The organism is Nioella sediminis, assembly GCF_001879695.1.
Taxonomy (GTDB): domain Bacteria; phylum Pseudomonadota; class Alphaproteobacteria; order Rhodobacterales; family Rhodobacteraceae; genus Nioella; species Nioella sediminis.
The window spans coordinates 23,365-40,421 of record NZ_MNBL01000014.1; the positions used below are offsets into that span (position 1 = coordinate 23,365).

18 protein-coding genes are annotated in these 17,057 nt (G+C 64.9%); 12 read left to right on the forward strand and 6 right to left on the reverse strand.

Features of this window, described 5'->3' with window-relative positions; translation table 11 throughout:
- Positions 1 to 58: 58 nt before the first annotated feature.
- The gene (locus BKY26_RS01215; RefSeq protein WP_071688579.1) at positions 59 to 562 is read right to left on the reverse strand and encodes a type III secretion system chaperone family protein; all 504 of its coding nucleotides are present in this window, start codon (positions 560 to 562) and stop codon (positions 59 to 61) included.
- A gap of 460 nt (positions 563 to 1,022) precedes the next feature.
- On the reverse strand, positions 1,023 to 1,268 hold the full coding sequence (locus BKY26_RS01220) for an accessory factor UbiK family protein (protein ID WP_071688580.1): 246 nt from the start codon (positions 1,266 to 1,268) through the stop codon (positions 1,023 to 1,025).
- Positions 1,269 to 1,385: 117 nt separating this feature from the next.
- Here BKY26_RS01220 and lgt point away from each other — a divergent pair, with 117 nt between their 5' ends.
- The 4 genes from lgt (at position 1,386) to BKY26_RS20760 (ending at position 4,560) form a co-directional block, all read left to right on the forward strand.
- On the forward strand, positions 1,386 to 2,300 hold the full coding sequence (gene lgt / locus BKY26_RS01225; protein ID WP_193600165.1) for a prolipoprotein diacylglyceryl transferase: 915 nt from the start codon (positions 1,386 to 1,388) through the stop codon (positions 2,298 to 2,300).
- A complete protein-coding gene (locus tag BKY26_RS01230) occupies positions 2,297 to 3,361 on the forward strand; it encodes a class I SAM-dependent methyltransferase (RefSeq protein WP_071688581.1) in 1,065 nt (354 codons plus the stop codon). The genes lgt and BKY26_RS01230 overlap by 4 nt, the downstream gene beginning before the upstream one ends.
- A gap of 16 nt (positions 3,362 to 3,377) precedes the next feature.
- Complete coding sequence (gene pgeF, locus BKY26_RS01235; RefSeq protein ID WP_071688582.1) at positions 3,378 to 4,148, forward strand: peptidoglycan editing factor PgeF; 771 nt, start codon at positions 3,378 to 3,380, stop codon at positions 4,146 to 4,148.
- Between the two features lie 286 nt (positions 4,149 to 4,434).
- A complete protein-coding gene (locus BKY26_RS20760) occupies positions 4,435 to 4,560 on the forward strand; it encodes a hypothetical protein (protein WP_281249797.1) in 126 nt (41 codons plus the stop codon).
- 97 nt (positions 4,561 to 4,657) lie between these two features.
- On the opposite strand, the gene BKY26_RS01240 is transcribed toward BKY26_RS20760, so the two are convergent.
- Positions 4,658 to 5,131: an Lrp/AsnC family transcriptional regulator gene (locus BKY26_RS01240; RefSeq protein ID WP_071688583.1), complete on the reverse strand. Its 474-nt coding sequence runs from the start codon at positions 5,129 to 5,131 to the stop codon at positions 4,658 to 4,660.
- A 105-nt stretch (positions 5,132 to 5,236) separates the two neighbouring features.
- Here BKY26_RS01240 and BKY26_RS01245 point away from each other — a divergent pair, with 105 nt between their 5' ends.
- Both BKY26_RS01245 and BKY26_RS01250 read left to right on the forward strand, forming a co-directional pair.
- The gene (locus tag BKY26_RS01245; protein WP_071688584.1) at positions 5,237 to 6,676 is read left to right on the forward strand and encodes an aminotransferase class V-fold PLP-dependent enzyme; all 1,440 of its coding nucleotides are present in this window, start codon (positions 5,237 to 5,239) and stop codon (positions 6,674 to 6,676) included.
- Positions 6,676 to 7,482 (forward strand): class II glutamine amidotransferase, encoded by an 807-nt coding sequence (locus BKY26_RS01250; protein ID WP_071688585.1) that lies wholly within the window; start codon positions 6,676 to 6,678, stop codon positions 7,480 to 7,482. Before BKY26_RS01245 ends, BKY26_RS01250 begins: the two co-directional genes overlap by 1 nt.
- Positions 7,483 to 7,509: 27 nt before the next feature.
- Here the strand turns inward: BKY26_RS01250 and BKY26_RS01255 are convergent, their stop codons facing one another.
- Together BKY26_RS01255 and BKY26_RS01260 are read right to left on the reverse strand one after the other, a co-directional pair.
- On the reverse strand, positions 7,510 to 9,561 hold the full coding sequence (locus BKY26_RS01255) for a tetratricopeptide repeat-containing sulfotransferase family protein (RefSeq protein ID WP_071688586.1): 2,052 nt from the start codon (positions 9,559 to 9,561) through the stop codon (positions 7,510 to 7,512).
- 3 nt (positions 9,562 to 9,564) lie between these two features.
- Positions 9,565 to 10,065, reverse strand: a complete 501-nt coding sequence (locus BKY26_RS01260) for an Lrp/AsnC family transcriptional regulator (RefSeq protein ID WP_071688587.1) — start codon at positions 10,063 to 10,065, stop codon at positions 9,565 to 9,567.
- A gap of 195 nt (positions 10,066 to 10,260) precedes the next feature.
- Here BKY26_RS01260 and BKY26_RS01265 point away from each other — a divergent pair, with 195 nt between their 5' ends.
- Together BKY26_RS01265 and trxB are read left to right on the forward strand one after the other, a co-directional pair.
- On the forward strand, positions 10,261 to 10,548 hold the full coding sequence (locus tag BKY26_RS01265) for a hypothetical protein (protein WP_131541738.1): 288 nt from the start codon (positions 10,261 to 10,263) through the stop codon (positions 10,546 to 10,548).
- A gap of 94 nt (positions 10,549 to 10,642) precedes the next feature.
- Entirely contained in the window at positions 10,643 to 11,587 is a 945-nt protein-coding gene (gene trxB, locus BKY26_RS01270; protein ID WP_071688589.1) for a thioredoxin-disulfide reductase, read from the forward strand.
- Between the two features lie 4 nt (positions 11,588 to 11,591).
- Here trxB and BKY26_RS01275 read toward each other — a convergent pair whose 3' ends face one another.
- The gene (locus BKY26_RS01275; protein ID WP_071688590.1) at positions 11,592 to 12,134 is read right to left on the reverse strand and encodes a DUF6647 family protein; all 543 of its coding nucleotides are present in this window, start codon (positions 12,132 to 12,134) and stop codon (positions 11,592 to 11,594) included.
- Positions 12,135 to 12,240: 106 nt separating this feature from the next.
- Between BKY26_RS01275 and BKY26_RS01280 the strand changes: the two genes are divergently transcribed.
- From BKY26_RS01280 to BKY26_RS01295, 4 genes are all read left to right on the forward strand, one after another.
- Positions 12,241 to 13,152, forward strand: a complete 912-nt coding sequence (locus tag BKY26_RS01280) for a LysR substrate-binding domain-containing protein (protein ID WP_071688591.1) — start codon at positions 12,241 to 12,243, stop codon at positions 13,150 to 13,152.
- A gap of 99 nt (positions 13,153 to 13,251) precedes the next feature.
- Positions 13,252 to 14,037 carry a substrate-binding periplasmic protein gene (locus BKY26_RS01285; RefSeq protein WP_071688592.1) on the forward strand — a complete coding sequence of 262 codons (786 nt, stop codon included), beginning with the start codon at positions 13,252 to 13,254 and terminating at the stop codon, positions 14,035 to 14,037.
- Between the two features lie 126 nt (positions 14,038 to 14,163).
- On the forward strand, positions 14,164 to 16,233 hold the full coding sequence (locus BKY26_RS01290; RefSeq protein ID WP_071688593.1) for a bifunctional sulfate adenylyltransferase/adenylylsulfate kinase: 2,070 nt from the start codon (positions 14,164 to 14,166) through the stop codon (positions 16,231 to 16,233).
- A 226-nt stretch (positions 16,234 to 16,459) separates the two neighbouring features.
- The coding region (locus tag BKY26_RS01295) for a Hint domain-containing protein (protein WP_193600164.1) at positions 16,460 to 17,057 on the forward strand (598 nt) is incomplete at its 3' end.

Consider the following 17,057-nt stretch of genomic DNA (forward strand, 5'->3'; position numbering starts at 1 on the left):
CGGCATTGCGGTGCCCCGGCCGATGGCCGAGAGGCACCCGCTTCAATTGCCGGGCAGGTTAGGCGCGGCCGTAGCTCTCTGCAATGGCGACCTGCATCGCCTCGGCCGGGGTCTTGTCGGTCCAGCAGGCCAGCTGGAAGGCCGGGTAGAACCGCTCGGCGGCCAGAACGGCGGTTTCCACCATGCAGGCGATCTGGTCGGGGCTGGCCATCTGCTCGCCCGCCAGGACGAGGCCATAGCGATAGACCATCAGCCGCTGCTCGCGCCAATAGCTGAAGGCCCCGGCCCAGCATTTGTCATTGGCGAGGTTCAGCACCTCGTAAAGCGCCGGAAGCGCGGCCTCGGGCGGCTCCATGTCGAAGGTGCAGATCATCCGCAGGGTTTCGTCATAGGCGGACCAGGCCAGGGTGACGGAATAGGTCCGCCATTGCCCTTCGATCGCCATGGCGATCTGGTCATCGGCGACGCGGTCGAAATCCCATTCGTGATGCGTCGCCAGCGTTTCCACGATGTCGATGGGATGGAGGTCGTCGACCTCGATATACTGCTCGGATAGCGACATTGCCCAGGCCTCTTTGTTTTGGCAGCTTCGCGCGCCGCTGGTCTGGCGACCAGAACGACCCACTAGAAGCTGGGTGTCTGACTATGGGTCGCCGGGGCAGGCCCGACCCCATACCAGATATGGTGGAGCCAATGGGAATGTCTGTAAAGGATAAACTTTGGGAGTCGAGGCAGGAATCCGCCCTGCACGGACCTATCCACAAGATTCTCGCTTCGGGGCCAAGTTATTCACAAAGAACCGCTTTTCGCCGGATAACCCGTCAGGATCACCCCCGGAAACACCCACCCTGCCCTTTCATCTTGGCAAAAATACCTCCGGGGTTTGGGGTGGAACCCCAAGCGGCCCTTTGAGGCCCCCGCGCAAGCGGGGGTTGAAAAGGGCCGCCCCCGGATCGACGCCAAAGGCGGCGAAACCGCATGGCAAGACATCTGAAACGATGGATGCAGGGAACCGGGCGACGCTACGCGCCCTTCTCCTCCAGCGCCGCGATCCGCGCCTTCAGGGCTTCGTTTTCTTCGCGGGCCTTTTGGGCCATGGCGCGCACCGCGTCGAATTCTTCGCGGGTGACGAAGTCGCGGTCGGCCAGCCAGCGGTCCATGAGCGAACGCATCGCGGTTTCCGCCTCGTCCTTTGCCCCCTGCGCCACGCCCATGGCGTTGGTCATCAGCTGGGACATGTCTTCCATGAACTTGTTGCGGGTCTGCATGAGGGGCCTCCTGTCGCTTGTCCCTCATATGGCCCCGCAGGCGCCCGGCATCAAGGTTGACTTCGCCGCAGGGGCCAGCCATCCAATCGGCGACCCGAGCAGACGAGGCCCATGATGCTGCCAGCCGCGATCCCCTTTCCCGATATCTCGCCCGAGATCTTCTCGATCACGCTTGGCGGGATGGAGTTCGCCCTGCGCTGGTATGCGCTGGCCTATATCGTCGGCATCCTTCTGGGCTGGCGGCTGGCGCTCGTCACCCTGCGTCGGCCGGCGCTCTGGCCCGCGAACACCGCCCCGATGACCGGCGAGCAGCTGGAAGGGCTGATGACTTGGATCATCCTGGGCATCGTCGCGGGCGGGCGGCTTGGCTATGTGCTGTTTTATCAGCCCGGATACTACCTGCAGAATCCCGCTGAAATCCTGATCCTCTGGCAGGGCGGCATGTCCTTTCATGGCGGTTTCCTGGGCGTGGTCATCGGCGGCGGTCTCTATTGCTGGCGGCAGGGCATTCCAATGCTGCAGGCGGGCGACCTGATGGCACTCTGCACAGCGCCGGGGCTGCTCTTCGGGCGGCTGGCCAATTTCATCAATGCCGAGCTTTGGGGCCGCGCATCGGATGTGCCCTGGGCAGTCATCTTTCCCGGAAGCGCGGCGCAGGATTGCCCCTGGCCACAGGGGCTGGTGACCATCGACGGCGCAGTTTTCTGTGCCCGCCACCCGTCACAGCTCTATGAAGCCGCGCTTGAAGGGCTGATCCTTGGCGCTTTGCTGATCTGGCTGGCCTATCGGCGCGGGGCGCTGACACGGCCGGGGATGATCATGGGGGTATTCTTTGCGGGCTACGGTCTGGCGCGTAGCATCGTGGAGCTGTTCCGGCAGGCCGATCCGCAGTTCATTACCGCTGACAACCCGCTTGGCCACGTGCTGTCCCTGTCGCCCGGTATCGGCCTGACCACGGGGCAGATCCTGTCGCTGCCGATGCTGATCGTGGGGATCGCGCTCATGAGCCTTGCCCGCAGGCGCAAGGCATGAGCGCCCTGCTCGACAGCCTGCTCACGCGCATCGCCCGCACCGGCCCGATGACGCTGGCGGAGTTCATGACCGAAAGCCTGCTGCATCCCGCGCATGGCTATTACACCACCCGCGATCCGCTCGGGGCATCCGGCGATTTCACCACCGCGCCGGAGATCAGCCAGATGTTCGGCGAGCTTCTGGGCCTGTGGCTGGCGCAGGTCTGGATGGATCAGGGCGCGCCCGCGCCGTTTCTGCTGGCCGAGCTTGGGCCGGGGCGCGGGACGCTGATGGCCGATGTACTGCGCGCCACGCGGGCCGTGCCCGGTTTTCACGATGCGGCGCGGCTGCATCTGGTCGAGGTCTCTCCCGCGCTTCGCGCCAGACAGGCCGAGGCGTTGACGGGCCACGAGGTCAGTTTCCACGACCATCTGGCCAGCCTGCCCGACGGGCCGATCTTCCTGCTCGCCAACGAGTTCTTCGACGCCCTGCCGATCCGCCAGTTCCAGCGCGGCAAGACCGGCTGGCATGAACGGATGATCGGGGCGGAAGACGGGCGGCTTATCTGGGGGCTTGGGCCGGACACGGCGCTGGAGATGCTGGAGGATCGCCTGACGGAAACGACCAGGGGCCAGATCGTCGAGGTCAACACCCCCGCCCTGCCGCTGGCCGAGGATATCGGCCGCCGGATCACAGACTATGGCGGCGCGGCGCTGATCGTGGATTATGGCGAGGCGATGAGCCATGGCGACACGTTTCAGGCCCTCAAGGCGCATAAACCTGTCGATCCGCTGACCTGTCCGGGAGAGGCCGACCTGACGGCCCATGTGGCCTTTGCCCCGCTGGCCAAGGCCGCCGCGCCTGCCCGCGCCTCCGCCCCCACGCCGCAGGGCGTGTTCCTCGAACGGCTCGGCATCACGGCACGGGCGCAGGCGCTGGCCTCCCGATTAAGCGGCCCGGCCCTCGATTCGCATATCGCTGCACACAGACGGTTGACGCATGGTCAGGAAATGGGAACGCTGTTCAAGGTGATGTCCCTGACACCACCCGACGCTGCCCTGCCCCCCGGCCTCGACCCATGAAAGGCCCCGCAATCCGATGACCGTGACCACAAGCCTCGAGATCATCACGTCAGACCTGCTGGACGGTGTCCGGCACGGGTTCTTCACCCGTCGCGGCGGGGCGTCCTCGGGCATCTTCAAGGGCCTGAACTGCGGCACCGGATCGTCGGACCAGACCAGCATGGTCGACACCAACCGCGCCCGCGTGGCCGATGCGATGGGGGTGCCCGTATTGCGGCTGGTCACCGTCCACCAGACCCATTCCGCCCGCGCGGTGGCGGTCGAGGATGCGCAGCCGCTGCCAAGGCCCGAGGCCGACGCGATCGTCACGGCAACCCCCGGCACCGCCATCGCCATCCTGACCGCCGATTGCCAGCCGGTTCTGTTTGCCGACCGCGCGGCGGGTGTCATCGGCGCGGCCCATGCGGGCTGGCGCGGGGCGGTGGACGGGGTGCTGGAGTCGACGCTGGAGGCCATGGAGGAGCTTGGCGCACAGCGGGAAAACATCCAAGCCGTGATCGGCCCCTCGATCAGCCAGCGCGCCTATGAGGTCGGGCCGGAGTTTTTCGAGACCTTCTTTGACGAAGACCGCGAGAATTCCATGTTCTTCATCAATGGCGAGGGCGACCGGTTCCTTTTCGATCTGCCCGCCTACGGGCTGCACCGGCTGCGCCGCGCGGGTGTGGGGCAAGCGGAATGGACACGGCATTGCACCTATTCGGACCCGGAGCGGTTCTTTTCCTACCGCCGGTCGGTGCATCAGGGCGAGGCCGATTACGGGCGACTCATTTCCGCGATTCGGCTTTGATGCCGATCTGGAAATCGGGCGAGACTGCCACGCTTGGTGCAATGACCGGCTAAATCTGGCGCATCCTTGACAAGCCCTGCCCTATTGCTGCCCAGAAGCCCTTGCGCGCGGCCGATTGGCACCAAGAAAACAAGGCCGGCGCCTGCCACATTTTCGCCCCTGCCTTTTACGGAAAATTAGGACCGGGGCCGTAAGACTGCCCGAAAGTTCCGCCAGATTGTCCTCAACCCGGAAACGGGAAAATCAATGGTCCGGAAAGGGCCGGCATGAAAAGAGGACGAGAGAGATGCTGAAACGGCGCTGGATGGAAAAGGTTCTGGAAGAAAGCCAGAAGGAACAGATCGAAATGCCCTGGTCGCGTGGCAAACGCCATCGTCGCCGGAGCATGCTGCGCAAGGCGGCATCGGCCTGATTCCATGCATGGGCCAGACACGGTCCGAACAGCAGAACGCTGAAAAAATGGCGGCCTTCCGGGGCCGCTTTTTCTTTGCGCGGTCCAGATGGGCGCCCTACCCGATCGGCCGGAGGGGAATCGGGCGCTGTTCCTCGATCGCTTCCATCGCGAAGAAGGATGTCACGGTGTCCAGTTCCACCCCCTCGATCAGCCGTTTGTAGCACAGGTCGTAATCGGCCATGTCACGCGCCACGATCTTCAGCATGTAATCGTACTCCCCGCCGATCCGGAAGAAATCCACCACATTGGGGATCGTCCGCACATGGCGGCGAAAGGCGTTGAGCCAGTCGGCAGAATGATGCCGCGTCTTGACCATCACGAAGACCACCAGCGTGGCCCCCAACTGTGCCCGGTCGAGCAGCACGGTGCGCCCCCGGATCACGCCGCGATCCTCCAGCGCGCGCAGACGCCGCCAGCAGGCGTTCTGCGACAGGCCCACCTTTTCCGACAGTGCCCGTTGCGACAGGCTGGCATCTTGCTGAAGCGCCTCCAACAGGTTGCAATCAATCTGATCTAGTTTCACAGGCAATCTCCGATCATTTGACCCAATTTAGGCCTTTATCATGAAAAGATCGGTGATGAAATCGCGGTAACTGGGGGTCAGATTCTCGATATCAGCGAATTGGAGCCCGACATGACCCCCCTTGCCCGTTTTCAAGCCTCTCTCGACCGAAGCGACCTGGTGGATTTCCTGCGCTCCGGGGTCATCGGCGACGGCATCCTGATCGACACGCCGTTCGGGCAGAAACCCCTGATCTACGCCGATTATGTCGCCTCTGGCCGGGCGTTGACGGTGGTCGAGGATTTCGTGCGCGACGCAGTGCTGCCCTATTACGCCAACAGCCATACCGAGGCGTCCTATTGCGGCGCGGCCATGACCCGGATGCGGGAAGAGGCCCGCGCGCGGATCGGGGCGCTGGTCGGGGCGGATGACGGGTGCAGCGTGGTATTCACCGGGTCCGGCGCGACGGCGGGGCTGAACCGGCTGGTGGCGTTGCTCGACATTCCGGCGCGGCTGGCGCGCGGGCACCGGGTGGTGGTGCTGGTCGGCCCCTATGAACATCATTCCAACCTGCTGCCCTGGCGCGAAAGCGGGGCCGAGGTGATCGAGGTGGCCGAGGACGCGGCAGGCGGCCCGGATCTGGATGATCTGCGGGCACAGCTTGACGCCGCACGGGGCGCGGACCTGATCGTCGGCAGCTTCTCGGCGGCGTCGAACGTGACCGGGATCGTGACCGACACCGATGCGGTCACACGGGTGCTGAAACAGGGCGGCGCACTGGCTTTTTGGGATTTCGCCGGGGGTGGCCCCTATATGGAGATGTCCATGCAGGGCGGAACCGACCATGCCAAGGATGCCATCGTCTTTTCGGCCCATAAGTTTCCCGGCGGGCCGGGCGCGTCGGGCGTGATGATCCTTCGCGACGCGATGACCACGCGGGCCACGCCCACCCTGCCCGGCGGCGGAACGGTCAGTTTCGTCTCGCCCTGGCGGCACAAGTATTCGGACCGGTTGTCGACCCGCGAAGAGGCGGGCACGCCCAATGTCGTCGGCGATATCCGCGCGGCGCTGGTGATGATGGTGAAGGCGGCGCTCGGCCAAGGCTGGCTGGACCGGAGGCAGGCCGATCTGCGCGCCCGCGCGCTGTTTCGGTGGCAGGCCCATCCGCGGCTGGACCTGCTGGGAAATACCGACGCCCGGGCCCTGCCGATCTTCGCCTTCCGCATCCGCGACGGGCGCGGGGGCTATGTGCATCATCAGCTGTTCACCCGGATGCTGTCCGACATTCACGGCATTCAGGCGCGTGGCGGGTGTGCCTGCGCGGGGCCCTATGCGCACCGGCTGCTCGGCATCGGGCAGGCGCAATCCGAGTCGCTCTTCGCGGCGCTGGAAGCGGGCGAGGAACTGGCCAAACCCGGTTGGGTGCGACTGAACCTGTCGGCGCTGATGACCGATGAGAAGGCGAATTTCGTCATCGACTGCGTCGCGCAACTGGCCGAGACCGCCGAAGATCATGCCGCCCTCTATAGCTGCGACGAGACCACCGCCCGGTTTGCACGGACCGCTGCCTGATGTGCCGGTTCCTCGCCTGGACGGGCGCGCCGCGCTATCTTGAGGAGCTGGTGATCGAGCAGAAACAATCGCTGGTCGAGCAGAGCCGCAATGCGCTGATCGGCAAGACTCCGATCAACGCGGACGGGTTCGGGCTGGCCTGGTATTCGCCCGAGCGCACAGTGCCCTGTTTCTACAAGGATACCGGCCCCGCATGGTCCGATGCCAATCTGAAACAGATTGCCCATCACACGAAGGCGGGCCTTTTCATGGCGCATGTACGCGCCTCGACCGGGACGGCGACATCGCGCAACAATTGCCACCCGTTCGGCCATGGCCGGTGGAGCTTCATGCATAACGGTCAGGCGGGCGGGCACGATCGGTTCCGCCAACGTCTGGACGCGATGATCCCCGAGCATCTTTATACGCAGCGCCTCGGCGCGACCGAAAGCGAGGCGATCTTCCTGATCGCCCTCGGGCATGGGATGGCGGCTGATCCGGTCGGGGCAATGGCCCGTGCCGTAGGGCAGGTGGAAGGGTTGGCGCGCAGGCATGGCAGCACGCCCCATATGCGCTTTGCCGCCTGCTGGTCCGATGGGGCACGGCTGTTCGCCGCGCGCTACGCGTCGGACCGCTATGCCCCAAGCCTCTACTACCGCCATTGCCGAAAGGGGGTGGTGGTCTCCTCGGAACCGCTGGACGAGGTGGCCGGGGTCTGGACCGAACTGCCGCCGGGTCGTGCCATCGAACTGCGCCGATCAGAGGTGATCGGGCATGACTTCGATCCGGCAGCCCATGCGATGCACGAGGCGCCGCTTCCCGTTTGATCGCCCCCGGCCCGGCACGGCACGGCGTTACAGCGAAACGGGCTTTTCCAGCGCTTCCAAAAGCGGTTCCAGTTCCGTTTCATAGCGTGTCCAGCCCGCAACCGAGGCCCGGTAGATGGGCTGACGCACCTGCGCGAAGCTGAGCGTTGCCACATTGCGCCGCGCCTTGTGCGGTTCCAGACAGGCGGCGTCCCAGTCCAGTCCGGCGGCCGCGACCAGGGCACGGATCTGCTGCTCTGGCTCGGCGGTCAGCGCCTCGTAGTCCACGACATGCACCCGGTCGGGCAGCGCCTCGGCCCAATGGTCCAGCATCGCCTCGTAAAGCCGCAGGTAGCGCCCGATATCGGCCAGATCGGTGGCAAAGAGCTGCCGCCCCTGCGGGAACATGTTGCGGTAGATCGACAGGCCCACATCGCGCGGATCGCGGCGCAGCATCAGGAACCGGGCATTGGGCAGTGCCAGCGAAGCTTGCCCGACGCGCGAGAAGGTCGAAATGGCCTTGTCGGTCAGGATATCCACGCCCCCCGAGCGGCGGCGCGCGGCGGTCATGTAAGCCTGGCCCGCCTCTGCAAAGCCCGCTTCGGCAGCGGGGAGGCCATCGGCCACCCGGTCCAATGGCAGGTGCAGGGCGCGCACGAGAAACGGCATCTCGCCCCCCGCCGTTACACGCGGATGCGCGGCAAGGATGGTTTCCACCAGCGTCGTTCCCGACCGGGGCGGACCGGTGACGAAAACCGGCGCATCGTCCGGGCAATCGCGCGGGACGGGGGCCCTGCGCAGGGCGTCATAGCTGCCAACAAGCGCGCGGGCTGCGTCCAGATCTGCCTCGAACCGGTAGGGGAACTCGGCCCGCATCATCCTGTTTGCGCGGTTGAGATATCGGAAGACCCGGTCATGGTGGCCAAGATCCTCCTGCGCCTTGGCCATGGCGAAGGCCAGCACCCGGCGGCTGAGCGCGGGAAGGGTCGCGTTGTCAGACCGCGCCTCAAGGATCGGCAGGATCGGGTCATCGGGTGTGATCTTGCCGCCCCCGACATAGGACCGGATCGCCTCGGCCGCGTCGGGGCTGATCCGCGTGGCTTCCAGCAAATCGGCGCGCGCGCCATCCATGTCGCCCGCCGTCTGGCGTTGCTGGCCCCGGATGGTGCGGAAAGCGACGTTCTTCGGGTCCGATTTCACCAACTCGTCCATCAGCGCCGCAGCGGCCCCGGTTTCGCCTTCGGCGGCCAGCGTTTCCGACAGCCGCGCCAGAAAGCCGCGCGACCGGCCAAGGCGGATGGCGGCGTCATAGGCGCGGCGTGCCTCTTTCGGGCGGCGCAGAGCGGCAAGCGTATCGCCGTGATCCAGATGCAGGTCGGGGCGTTTCTTGTGGCGGGCAATGGCGCTTGCCAAGAGCGCCTCGGCCTCTTCCACGCGGCAGGTTTCACGCAAGGTTCGGGCCAGCGGCAATGCCACATCCGCCCCCCGATCAGCGGCGCGTGTCAGGGCCGTTTCGGCCCGCAGCCATTGTCCCAGATGCACATGGCATTCGCCAAGAGCCAGCAGCGCGCGGGGATCGTCCGGGGCGCGGTCCACGGATTTTTCGAGCGGTCCAATGGCCCCCGCCCAATGTCCCAGAGCCATTCGGGCAAGACCAAGTGCAAGCGCGGGCTCGGCCGCATTCGGAAACCGGGTGACCAGTGCGAATGCGGCGGTTTCGGCGGCCTTGGCCTGCCCCTGTTCGATCTGGCGCAGGATCGGGGCGATGTCGGGACCGGAGGTCAGGGAAATACCCGCGGCCGCCGCCTCGCGTTGCAGTTTCTTGAGCTTGCCGCCGGTCAGCACCGACGCCAGCCCCTGCCATATCGCGGGTTCCTTTGGCCGGGATTTCAGCGCCTTGCGCAGGGCGGTTTCGGCCTTGGCGGCATCCCCGCGCGCGGCATGGATGCGGCCCACCTGGAAATGCGCTTCGGCCAGATCGGGACGGGCCTGCAACACCTGCGCGTAAAGCGCCAGTGCCTCCTCGGTCCGGCCTGCGGTTTGGGCGGCCATCGCCTGCCCGTAAAGCTGCTTGATCCGTGCCGGGTTGACCGGAAGCATGGCCTAGCCCTCGCGAGCGATACGTTCCTCAAGCACGTCGAAGGGCACACCGGGGTCGTCCTTGGCACCGCGAATGACCAGAGAGGTGCGCACATGGGCGACATTGTCGGCGGCGGTCAGCTGTTCGGTCAGGAAGCTCTGGAAGGTGGACAGATCGGGGGCCACGCATTTCAGGATGAAGTCAATCTCGCCGTTCAGCATGTGGCATTCGCGGACCAGCGGCCACGCCCGGCAGCGGTCCTCGAAGGCGACCAGATCGGCCTCGGCCTGACTGTGCAGCCCGACCATGGCGAAGACCTGCACCTCGAAGCCCAGTTGCCGTGCATCCACATCGGCGTGATAACCCTTGATGAAGCCCTGCTCCTCCAGCGTGCGGACCCGGCGCAGGCAGGGGGGCGCGGAAATGCCGACGCGGCTGGCCAGTTCCACATTGGTCATGCGGCCATTGCCCTGAAGCTCTGCCAGGATCATGCGGTCGGTTTGGTCCAGTTTTGCCCCTGGCATGTTTCTGCTCGCCTCCCCAGACGTTTAATATTCCTGTTATCGGACATGCCCTTTGCGCAAGAATATTTCAAGGGCGCGCAAGATATGTACCGGACAAGTCGGAAATGCAAGTGCCACCACACGACCCGGCATCGCGCAGAAGAATGTGTTATGGTGTGAATGTTTATGAGCGGATTCAAACAAAGGAGAATTATGATGAAGCTGCACAGCCTGATCCTGATCCCGGTTGTCGCCCTTGCGAGTTGCGGCGACTCCTTGCGCATGCCAGACCTACCGGAGTCCACGTTCTACGACAGAACAGTCGTGGCAATCGACGGGCAGACCTACACAGTGGCCACGCGACCGGCGGAGTTCGGCGGCAGCGAGCAGTATTTCGTCTTCGTCAACGGGCGCTATTATGAATGCGAAGCACCCACGGCGGAAGGTTGCATCGAGGCCGTGCGCGGGGCCATGACCCGAGGCGGCGGAGATTCGGACTACTAAGACAGGGGCAGGCACAGGCCCTGCCCCCCCCTTTTGCCTCCCGCGCGGGGTGGCTACATTGGCGGCGACTCATGACACACCCAAGGAAGCCCCCATGTCCGACACCCGCCACACCCGCGTTCTGATCATCGGCTCCGGCCCCGCTGGCTATACTGCCGGCGTCTATGCCAGCCGCGCGATGCTGAGCCCGATCCTCGTGCAGGGGATCGAACCGGGCGGGCAGCTGACCACCACGACCGAGGTGGAGAACTGGCCCGGCGATACCGAGGTGCAGGGCCCTGACCTGATGGTGCGGATGGAGGCCCATGCCAAGGCCATGGGCTGCGAGATCATCGGCGACATCATCACCTCGCTCGATACCTCGGTCCGCCCCTTCGTGGCGCAGGGTGACAGCGGCACCACCTACACCGCCGACGCGGTGATCCTGTGCACCGGCGCGCGTGCCAAATGGCTTGGCCTACCGTCGGAAGAGGCGTTCAAGGGCTTTGGCGTCTCGGCCTGCGCCACCTGCGACGGGTTCTTCTACCGCGGGCAGGACATCGTGGTGATCGGCGGCGGCAACACCGCCGTGGAGGAGGCGCTGTTCCTGACCAATTTCGCCAGCAAGGTCACGCTGATTCACCGCCGGGATGAACTGCGCGCCGAAAAGATCCTGATCGACCGGCTGATGAAGAACCCCAAGATCGAACCGCTGTGGCACCACGTGCTGGAGGAAGTCGTCGGCACCGACAACCCCAAGGGCGTCGAGGCCGTCCGCGTCAAGCATGTGGAAACCGGCGAGATCACCGAGATCCCCTGCAAGGGCGTTTTCGTCGCCATCGGCCATGCGCCTGCAAACGAGTTGGTGAAGGACGTTCTGGAACTGCACAACGGCGGCTATGTGAAGGTCGAGGCGGGCAGCACCCGCACCTCGATCCCCGGCATTTTCGCGGCGGGCGACCTGACCGACCACAAGTACCGTCAGGCCGTGACCAGTGCCGGGATGGGCTGCATGGCCGCGCTCGACGCCGAACACTGGCTGGCCGAACAGGACGACTGATCGTTCAATCCGGGTGGATGTCGCGCGGCGTGCACCCGGCCTCGATCACCACGGCGATCCAGTTCACATCGGGTTCCAGCCCGAGGTCGTTCAGCCACGCCTGCTGGATGCGGTAGGCGGGCAGTTCCTGCGCGCCGGGGCAATACCAATGGCCCGCTGCCGCCTGCCGGTGATGCACCAGTTCGTGCAGCAGCACGCTGACGTCATAGGGGTTGCGGGCATCCCAGGGCTGCACCAGCCAGACCGTTTCGGCCTCGGGGTCGTAGAGCCCCCGCAGGGTTGGGCTGGCCGAGGTCTGGTGGCTATGGGCGATGCCCGAGGCGTGGGCATGGCTGGTCAGCTGGATCATCGGCGGGGCCTCCCGCCTTGGCAGATCGGTGTGAATATCCAGCCACGCCTCCATATGGGCGACAAGCGCCTGCATCGTGGGGGCCTCGCGCCATGCCAGCAGATCCTGCGCCGTTGCGGTGACCGGCGCCAGTGCCAGTGCCGCGCACAGAGAGAGAGAGCGCACCAGCCGGCGGCTGGCCCGGAAAGGGATGGTCATGATGACCTCCGTGGGTTTGGATCAGGAATGAATTCATGCTAAGGTCTGACCCGCGACCGACGCAAAAGACCTTTTTTCATTGGCGCATGAAGGGAATTCACCTGCCATGGGACGCCAGCTGCCACCCTTCGCCGCCGTCCGCGCCTTCGAGGCTGCCGCGCGGCACAGAAGCTTCAAGAAAGCCGCAGAGGAGCTGTGCCTGTCGCCCTCGGCCATCAGCCACCAGATCCGCGCGCTGGAGGAATACCTGGACACGGCCTTGTTCGAACGGGTCGGCAACCGGCTGGAATTGACGCTGACCGGGCGCGGCTATGCTGGCCGGCTGACCGGGCTTCTGAACGGGCTGGAGGACAGCACCCGCGCCATTCGGCAGGCCGGGGAGCGCCCGCTGAGGGTGCTGTGCACGCCCGGTCTGGCGGCGCGCTGGCTGGTGCCCCGACTCGATCGGCTGGAGTTCGGCGATCGGGTGCGGCTACGGGTCTCGACCGGCGCGCCCTCGACCGACTTCGCCAGCAATGACAGCGACGTGGTGATCCAGTGGTCGACCGACCTTACCCCCGGTGTGGTGACGGAACCGCTGATGCAATCCAACCGCTACCCGGTGATCAGCCCGCATCTGCGCGACACGGAAAGCGTGGAGCGGCCCGAGGACCTGCTGCGCCTGCGGCTGATGTATGATGAAACCGACGACGCCTGGGGCGACTGGTTCGCCGCCGCGGGCCTGCCGGACCCCGTGCTGCCCAAAGGCCCCGTCTTTCCCAATTGTGAACTCGCCACCACCGCCGCCGAACGCGGTCAGGGCGTGTCGCTGGCCTATGACTCGGTCGTGCGGGGCACCCTGGAATCCGGCAGGCTGGTGCGCCTGTTCGAGACCGTGACGATGCCGATGATCATCTATTCCGTGGCGTATCGCGAAGACCGGGCAGGCGATCCGATCATCCGTGCCTTCCGCGACTGGCTGTTCGATCAGGTGGCGCAGGATGGCAACGCCGTTCCGTCGGTCTCGGCTGCCGAATAGGATCGGGCAGGCGATATTGCCCTGCGGTCAGGGTCGGTCCAGGCTCACGAGCCATGCCTTTGCGCACATCCAGTTTTGACCCAAGCCCAAGGAAATTGAATGACCTACGTGAAGCTTCTGCGTTTTCTCGCCCTGTCCCTGATGCTCTGGACAACAGCCGCCGCCGCACAACCGGTGGTTATCGGCGTGTCCGAGGATTATCCGCCCTATGCCTACCGCGACACCCTTGGGCAGATCACCGGGTTCGATGTTGATGTGGCCTCCCGGATCTGTGCGCGGCTTGGGCAGGATTGCCGGTTGGAGATGCGCCCGCTGGCAGGGCTTCTGCGCGGGATATCCGAAGGCTCGCTCGATATCGCCATTGGCGGTCTGGCGGCAACGCCCGCGCGGGCCGAGATGGGCAACCTGACCTGCCCCCTCCTGTATTTCCTGAGCCGGGAAGAGATGTTCTATGCCCGCACGGCAGGTGTGAACGTGACCACGGCCACCATCGCCACGGTGCGCGGGTCGCTACAGGAATGGGCGCTTGTGCAGCGGGGGCTGCGGCTGGCGGTGTATGAGACCACCGAGGCAGCGGTGCAGGCCGCTCTGTCCGGGCAGGTGGATGCCGTCTTTGGAACCACGCGCTCGCTTGAGGCCGTGGCCGGGGCCTCACAGATGCTGGTCGAGGTGGACCGAATGGAGATGCCGCCCGTGGGGGCCGCCTTCATGGTGTCCCGCCAGAGGCCCGATCTGCTGGCACAGTGGAACGGGCAGATCCTGCAATTGTTCGACAGTGGCGAGATTGACCGGCTGCACACGCAGTACGAGAATTTCAACGGCGACTTCCCGCAAACGCGGCAGCTGTCTGTGGCCTGCCTGCGCGGCAACCGCCCGCTGTTTTGAGCCCCGGCCCCCCACGCACTGCGCGACATCGCGCCGCCCCGTGCCACCACGGGGGCAATTTCCCCTTTTCTGCACCTGCATCCTGTGACATATGTTCATTCGTGAACAAACTTTGAGTCGTCTGCGATGCCCGCACCAACGCCCACCCTGCCGGAAGAGGACCTGCTCTTTCGCCTTCTGCGCCAGCTGGATCTGGCGCCGGACGCGTCTCAGCGGGCGACGGCGGCGGCGCTTGGCATCTCGCTCGGGCGGCTCAATGCGGTGTTGCGCGCGGTGACAGACGCCGGGCTGATCAAGGTCACCGACCGCGACAGCACCGACAAGCGCCAGCGTTTCGCCTATGCGCTCACCTCTCGCGGGGCGGCTGAAAAGGCCCGTCTCACCGATCGTTTTCTTTCCCGCAAACTGGCCGAATATGACGCGCTTCATGCCGAATTGACCGGTGCGGCCAGCGGGCTTCTTTCCCCCAAGTACAGGACCCAAGTGATGCAGAACCACCTTGCCCCCGTTCAGGAACTTTTCGTTTCCGCCGACAGCGCCCAGAAACTCAAGCGCGAGGCGTCCGAACTGGTCAGCTGGGATCTGACCCCGCGCCAGATCTGCGACCTGGAACTGCTGATGAATGGCGGTTTTGCGCCGCTCAAGGGCTTTCTGGGTCAGGAAGACTATGAGAGCGTCGTCGAAACCATGCGTCTGGCCGATGGCACGCTCTGGCCGATGCCGATCACGCTGGACGTAAGCCAGGCCTTCGCCGACGGGATCGAAGCCGGTCAGGACATTGCCCTGCGCGATCAGGAAGGCGTGATCCTTGCGATCCTGTCGATCAGCGACAAATACGTGCCCAACAAGGCGCGCGAGGCCGAGATGGTGTTCGGGGCCGATGACGTCGCCCACCCTGCCGTCAACTACCTGCACCACGTGGCCGGCCCCGTTTATCTGGGCGGTGCCGTGACCGGCATCCAGCAGCCCGTGCATTACGATTTCCGCGCCCGCCGCGACACGCCCAATGAACTGCGGTCCTATTTCCGCAAACTGGGCTGGCGCAAGATCGTCGCCTTCCAGACCCGCAACCCGCTGCACCGCGCGCATCAGGAACTGACCTTCCGCGCCGCGAAAGAGGCACAGGCCAACCTGCTGATCCACCCCGTTGTGGGCATGACCAAGCCGGGCGACGTCGACCACTTCACCCGCGTGCGCTGCTACGAGGCGGTTCTGGACCAGTACCCCGGCGCCACCACCACCATGAGCCTGCTGCCGCTGGCCATGCGCATGGCCGGCCCGCGTGAGGCCGTCTGGCACGGGCTGATCCGCAAGAACTACGGCTGCACCCATTTCATCGTCGGCCGCGACCATGCGGGCCCCGGCAAGAACTCCGCCGGTGAGGATTTCTACGGCCCCTATGACGCGCAGGACCTGTTCCGCGAACATCAGGACGAGATGGGCATCGAGATGGTCGATTTCAAACACATGGTCTATGTGCAGGAACGCGCCCAGTACGAACCCGCCGACGAGATTGCGGACAAGGACAGCGTGACGATCCTGAACATCTCGGGCACCGAGCTGCGCCGCCGTCTGCGTGAGGGGCTGGAAATCCCGGAATGGTTCTCTTTCCCCGAGGTGGTGAAGGAACTGCGCCGCACGTCGCCGCCGCGCTCCAAGCAGGGCTTTACCGTGTTCTTCACCGGCCTGTCCGGCTCGGGCAAGTCCACCATCGCCAACGCCATCATGGTCAAGCTGATGGAACAGGGCGGACGTCCGGTGACGCTGCTCGATGGCGACGTGGTGCGCAAGCATCTGTCCTCGGAACTGGGCTTCTCGAAGGAACACCGCGACATCAACATCCGCCGCATCGGCTATGTCGCCTCCGAGATCACCAAGAACGGCGGCATCGCCATCTGTGCGCCGATCGCGCCCTATACCGCGACCCGCCGCGCCGTGCGCGAGATGATCGAAGCCTTCGGGGCCTTCGTCGAGGTGCATGTTGCCACGTCTCTGGAAGAGTGTGAACGCCGTGATCGCAAAGGGCTCTATGCCCTGGCGCGTGAAGGCAAGATCAAGGAATTCACCGGCATTTCCGACCCCTACGAAGCACCGACCGCCGCTGAACTGGTGGTGGATACCGAGGGCATGGACGTGGATTACTGCGCACAGCAGGTGCTCTTGAAGCTGGAATCCATGGGGCTGATCTCCGCCTGATCCCACGCGATCCGACACATCCTGAAACGCCCCGGCCAGCCTGTCTGTCCGGGGCGTTTTTCTATCCGCTGTTTACCGGTTGGAAAGTTCTGCGGCGGATGCTGCCCGGAATTGTCCAGATCGCGGCAGGATTGCGCCCCGGTCCGTCCATATTCGCGGGGTACAAGACGGGCGGGGGCATCCGGCCCATGGGCAACCGTGCGGCCAGTGCGAGGATGTGTGCGCGATGCCAAGTTACGACATGCAGGCCTGGAGCCTTCAGGACATAGGCAACCCAACTTCGCTTGGGGTGGGTGACAGTTTTACAGTTTCAGCCGCTGCCACGGCAGATATCGTGACCGTCACCGATGGTGGCACGGATGACACGCCGGACGATTTCAACCCGGTTGACAGCGATCAGCTGGTCAGCGGCACCGTGGATGGCACCACATATACCAACCAGTTGCATGAATACGAACTGGCGTATCAGGTCACCGATGGTGTGAATACCTTCGTAATGGTCTGGGTGAATACCGGCGCCAGCCAGCAGGGCAACAATCAGGGGATCACGCAGGACGGTTATTTCGTGGTGATGGAGGACCCGTCAAATCCCGGACAGGGCGGGATTGTTCCGGGAACCACATACACGATCCTCGACGACGATATCTCGGTCAACTATTCCAACGGCACCGGGTTCGAGGTGAACCCTGTCTACACCGACTTCTTCGTCTGCTTCGCGCGCGGCACGCTGATCGGCACGGTCGAGGGCGACCGCCCGGTGGAATCCCTGCATCCCGGCGACCTGATCCGCACCCGCGATGACGGCCCGCAACCCCTGCGCTGGA

Coding starts and splice junctions, on each gene's coding strand:
- BKY26_RS01215 (WP_071688579.1), bottom strand. CDS start 562: ATGTCGCTATCCGAGCAGTATATCGAGGTCGACGACCTCCATCCCATC.
- BKY26_RS01220 (WP_071688580.1), bottom strand. CDS start 1,268: ATGCAGACCCGCAACAAGTTCATGGAAGACATGTCCCAGCTGATGACC.
- BKY26_RS01230 (WP_071688581.1), top strand. CDS start 2,297: ATGAGCGCCCTGCTCGACAGCCTGCTCACGCGCATCGCCCGCACCGGC.
- pgeF (WP_071688582.1), top strand. CDS start 3,378: ATGACCGTGACCACAAGCCTCGAGATCATCACGTCAGACCTGCTGGAC.
- BKY26_RS20760 (WP_281249797.1), top strand. CDS start 4,435: ATGCTGAAACGGCGCTGGATGGAAAAGGTTCTGGAAGAAAGCCAGAAG.
- BKY26_RS01245 (WP_071688584.1), top strand. CDS start 5,237: ATGACCCCCCTTGCCCGTTTTCAAGCCTCTCTCGACCGAAGCGACCTG.
- BKY26_RS01250 (WP_071688585.1), top strand. CDS start 6,676: ATGTGCCGGTTCCTCGCCTGGACGGGCGCGCCGCGCTATCTTGAGGAG.
- BKY26_RS01255 (WP_071688586.1), bottom strand. CDS start 9,561: ATGCTTCCGGTCAACCCGGCACGGATCAAGCAGCTTTACGGGCAGGCG.
- BKY26_RS01260 (WP_071688587.1), bottom strand. CDS start 10,065: ATGCCAGGGGCAAAACTGGACCAAACCGACCGCATGATCCTGGCAGAG.
- BKY26_RS01265 (WP_131541738.1), top strand. CDS start 10,261: ATGAAGCTGCACAGCCTGATCCTGATCCCGGTTGTCGCCCTTGCGAGT.
- trxB (WP_071688589.1), top strand. CDS start 10,643: ATGTCCGACACCCGCCACACCCGCGTTCTGATCATCGGCTCCGGCCCC.
- BKY26_RS01275 (WP_071688590.1), bottom strand. CDS start 12,134: ATGACCATCCCTTTCCGGGCCAGCCGCCGGCTGGTGCGCTCTCTCTCT.
- BKY26_RS01280 (WP_071688591.1), top strand. CDS start 12,241: ATGGGACGCCAGCTGCCACCCTTCGCCGCCGTCCGCGCCTTCGAGGCT.
- BKY26_RS01285 (WP_071688592.1), top strand. CDS start 13,252: ATGACCTACGTGAAGCTTCTGCGTTTTCTCGCCCTGTCCCTGATGCTC.
- BKY26_RS01290 (WP_071688593.1), top strand. CDS start 14,164: ATGCCCGCACCAACGCCCACCCTGCCGGAAGAGGACCTGCTCTTTCGC.